This is a genomic window from Oleiphilus sp. HI0061, assembly GCF_001635675.1.
On record NZ_LWFE01001003.1, the window covers coordinates 1 to 4,143 of the forward strand.

General features: G+C 43.7%; 3 protein-coding genes and 1 riboswitch. All 3 genes read left to right on the forward strand.

The genetic code is table 11. From position 1 onward, the window contains the following. Window positions 1-114: 114 nt before the first annotated feature. Window positions 115-352, forward strand: a riboswitch (cobalamin riboswitch). 102 nt (window positions 353-454) lie between these two features. Continuing rightward, a complete protein-coding gene (locus A3735_RS12025; RefSeq protein WP_068515693.1) occupies window positions 455-2,389 on the forward strand; it encodes a TonB-dependent siderophore receptor in 1,935 nt (644 codons plus the stop codon). Between the two features lie 36 nt (window positions 2,390-2,425). After that, entirely contained in the window at window positions 2,426-3,610 is a 1,185-nt protein-coding gene (locus tag A3735_RS12030; RefSeq protein ID WP_068515690.1) for a hypothetical protein, read from the forward strand. A gap of 18 nt (window positions 3,611-3,628) precedes the next feature. Next, window positions 3,629-4,143 (forward strand): cobyric acid synthase (locus A3735_RS12035; RefSeq protein ID WP_082885878.1); only part of this gene is annotated, 515 nt, incomplete at its 3' end.

A 4,143-nucleotide genomic window follows, 5' to 3' on the forward strand; every position in this document is an offset into this window, starting at 1 on the left:
AGTTTTTACTTTACTATTCCAGAGCAATAAATATTTAGGGCCAGAATAAAAATAGCCGTTTTTACTCTGGCCCTAAATATTTGCATACTTGACTTTTAAACCTGACATTATTACATTAGCGCCCACGTTACAGGTGTTCTTGGCTTTGTCCATTTGCTAAGAATGAAACGGGAAGTTGGTGAAGGCTGTTTGTTAAAGCAGTGAATAAGTCCAACGCTGCCCCCGCAACGGTAATTGAGTAACAGGACTAGCTCTCGCCACTGTGTAATTAATACATGGGAAGGCGCTAGTTCTACTGACAGTGATCAGATGCTCATAAGCCCGGAGACCGGCCTGAGAACTTAATTTAAGGTATTGCGGAGGGCGATATTTGAAAATATTGCTGTGCGTAATTTTTCTCCAGTATATTTTTTACTTCCTTCGTAAGCCGTCATCACATGCTGTTGGGTGAATTGTGCTTAGACTTGTTGCTGCCTATTTAGTACTTATAATTTTTTCCTATCATGCTTATGCACAGGAAATATTAGGAAAACATAACGAAGTACTTGTTCAAACTTCACGCCCCAAGCTGACTGATGTTGACCCCTCAAGCAATACTGGTTTAGTTACCGTTATCAAGAAAGAAGATTTCTCTAGTGATGCCGTAAGCGTTGCCGATATAGTTGAGCGCCAAGTGGGGGTTCAAGTCAGAGATCTTGGAGGCTTTGGCAGTTTCAGTTCTGTTAGTGTTCGCGGCTCATCTAGTAAACAAGTAAACGTGTACTTGGATGGTGTATTGCTGAATGGCTCCTACCAGGGGGCTGTCGACTTGAGCCAGTTCTTACTTGGTGCGGTTGAACAGGTAGAAATATACCGGGGTAATGTCCCGATATATTTAGAGCAAGCCGGGATTGGTGGGGCAATTAATATCAAGACTAGCGGTGGTGCACGAAAAGCCGGTGGCTTACTTAGTTCAAGTCTTGGTTCAGAAGGCATCAAACGTGCTGCAGCATCGTATAAAGGGAGTCTGGATACCCTTAATTATCTTTTTTCTGCTGAGCACTTTAGTGCTGACAATGACTATACAGTCATCAATACAAACGATACGCCCGATTATTACGCCGACGATTATGATCAAAATAAGAACAACAATGATGTTGTACATACATCACTTCTGGCATCATTTAACGAGCAGGTTAATGAGGCGTATCGATTTAGTTTAACTACGCAATACTCTAATAAAGAGCAGGGTGTTCCAGAGATACAAAACCTTGCAGACAATGATGCCACCTATGACTCAGAGTTCTTTTCGATGCAAGCCAATATAGAGCAGCATCTTAGGCGCGGTATTGTTTTTAACTATAGTTTATATGGACTTTATAAAGAAACGATATTTCGGGATGAGAAAAATCAAGTAGGTTTATTGCGAAATGATGACCGAACTGTATCAAAATCATTTGGTGGAAATATTAAAGCTAGTTTTTCTTCCGGTGCGAACCTTTGGGCCGCACTGTTAAGCGCAAAGATCGAAGGCTACGACCTACAGGAACGCATCGAAGGCACTTCTAGTCAATATCAGCGCGTGACAACTGTTGTCGGGCTACAAGATGAATGGCTGTCTAATTCAGGTTTTTGGTTGGTCAATGGTAGTGCTCGTGGGATCTCTGTCGTAGATGAAATAAAGCAGGATCAGGTTGCTGAGTTTTATCATGACCTCCAGCTTGGTTTGCTTGCACAGCTAAGTGCTGAGGTTCAATTCAGGGCCAACATCTCCAGAAATATTAGACTTCCCGAGTTAAATGAAATGTATGGTGATCGCGGGTTCACTTTAGGCAATGAAGACCTTGTTGAGGAAAAAGCCCTAAACACCGATATTAGCCTTAGTTATCAGTCAAACAGAACATCCGGTACGCTCGCTTTGTTTTATCGTGATCTTAACGATGCCATTGTCACTATTTACAACTCGCGAGGCATTGGCAAACCGCAGAATCTTTCTAAAGCGCAAGTGATCGGTATTGAAGTCAGCAATGAGCTTCACTTATCGAATTTTGTCCGTATTAATTCGAACCTCACCTTCCAAGATACTGAAGATAAATCTAACTCTAGAGCCTTCAGGGGGGAGTCCTTGCCGGGCGTTTATGACTTTTCCGGAACTGTTGAGATGCGGGTTGCCGACCAAGGGCGTTCGGTTGGCTTGGAATATGTACGGCAGTCGGGTGGTGTTTACGATTCAGCTGGTGTGGCCGAACTTCCCGACGTTAAGCAGGTTAACGCCAGTCTTGGCTTTAAAAGTGAAAAAGATTCACTCGAATTTAAAATTAAGAATGTTAGTGGTCAGCGTGTAAGCAAATACAACCGATTCCCAGGGCCCGGGCGTCAGTGGTTTGTTTCTTATGCTCATCAATTTTGATCGATAGTGTGTAAATACTATTAATAGGAGCAAGTAATGAATATTGAAAAAAATGTGGCAGGTAAAAAACTAGTCTTAGGGCTATTGGCGCTAGGTGCGATTGGCGTTACTGGTTGTTCAAGTGACAACAGTATCAAATCTGAAACAGCTGGTTTGTATGGAAATATTGCCGCATCAGTTTACGTTAGCGATACTTTGGCGTACTTTCAGGGAAACGAAAGCTGGGGTTCTAGTAGTCTTTATCAGTTTAACCCTACAACGGGTGCGGTAGTAACGGAGCCTGTTACCGGCTTCGAGAGTGTCGATATACAGTCGCTGGAACTTAGCCCATCGGGGCAGTTGTGGGTAGGTGTTGGAGACTTTGCAACACCTCAGATTCAGATTCTTAATACTAGTAATAACGCAGTGGTTGATACGATTCAGTTAAGCAATAACCCGGGAAGCATTACCTTTTCAGAAAACCTGAGTGGCGATTGCGCGAATGCTTGTGCATTTATTAAAGGTGTTGCATCTGATTATTCATCTAGTGATATTTCAATTGCGGAAGCAGTTGCGCCTTTTGACCACACTGAAGGATTTGCAGCTACGGATCGTTCTGATATCGATGTGGCAGTAAATGGAAGTGACTACTACAGAATAGGTAAGTACGGTGAAAATAACTTATCGAAGTACGATATAGACAACCCAAACACCTTAACCTGGCAGTACGGTTTGAATGATGAAGACGGCGAAAGCAACAGTAACCCATATGATGTGCTTTTCGCATCTGATGATAAAGCCTATGTTATTCGCTGGGGAGAAGGGTCAATTCTTGTCATCGATCCAAGCGTTACTGATAGCTCGTCAGATGATTTCGTATTAGATAGTATTGATATCAGTCATTATGATGAAGACGGCCTCCCGAATGCTTCTGCTGCATTGATCCATGAAGACGTATTGTATGTTGTCACTCAGGGACTTGATAGCTCGTATGCGCCGACTCAAGCCTACCTAATCGCAATTGATACACTGACTGACGCAGAAGTGTCAATTGGTACTGGTGAACTAGATGGCTTAGAGCTAACCGTTAAGAACCCAATTGAAATAGACCTTTTTGCAGGAGATTTATTCATAACAGGAGTGGGGCGTTATGCTTCGGGTGACCGTGCTGCTGAGTACACAGGTGGTATTGAGAGGATTGACCTTGATACGCTGAGCTCGTCGATAGTTGTGAACGACTAATTGAGTAAAGGTTAAGATATGACCACACTGATGATACAAGGCACCACTTCAGATGCGGGTAAAAGTACCTTAGTGGCTGCTTTGTGTCGTTGTTTGGTGAGGCGCGGCCATAAAGTGGCGCCTTTTAAGCCTCAGAATATGGCGCTCAACAGTGCTGTTACGGTTGATGGTGGCGAAATAGGGCGAGCGCAGGCATTGCAGGCGCACGCTGCTTGTGTTTTGCCGACAACGGATATGAATCCGGTTTTGTTGAAGCCTGAAACAGATATCGGTGCGCAGGTGATTATTCACGGTAAGTCCAGAGGCAACATGTCTGCGACGTCTTACCATGAATATAAACAGGTTGCGATGGCTGCGGTGCTAAGTTCACATGAGCGACTTGCTAATGAATTTCAGCATGTCATTGTTGAAGGTGCTGGCTCACCGGCAGAGATTAATCTACGCGACAGAGATATCGCAAACATGGGTTTTGCTGAGGAAGTGGATTGCCCGGTTATTTTAGTTGCCGATATTGATCGCGGCGGTGTGTTTGC

Excerpts from the sequence above, each read along its gene's own strand:
- A3735_RS12030 (WP_068515690.1), top strand. The coding sequence starts at position 2,426 with ATGAATATTGAAAAAAATGTGGCAGGTAAAAAACTAGTCTTAGGGCTA.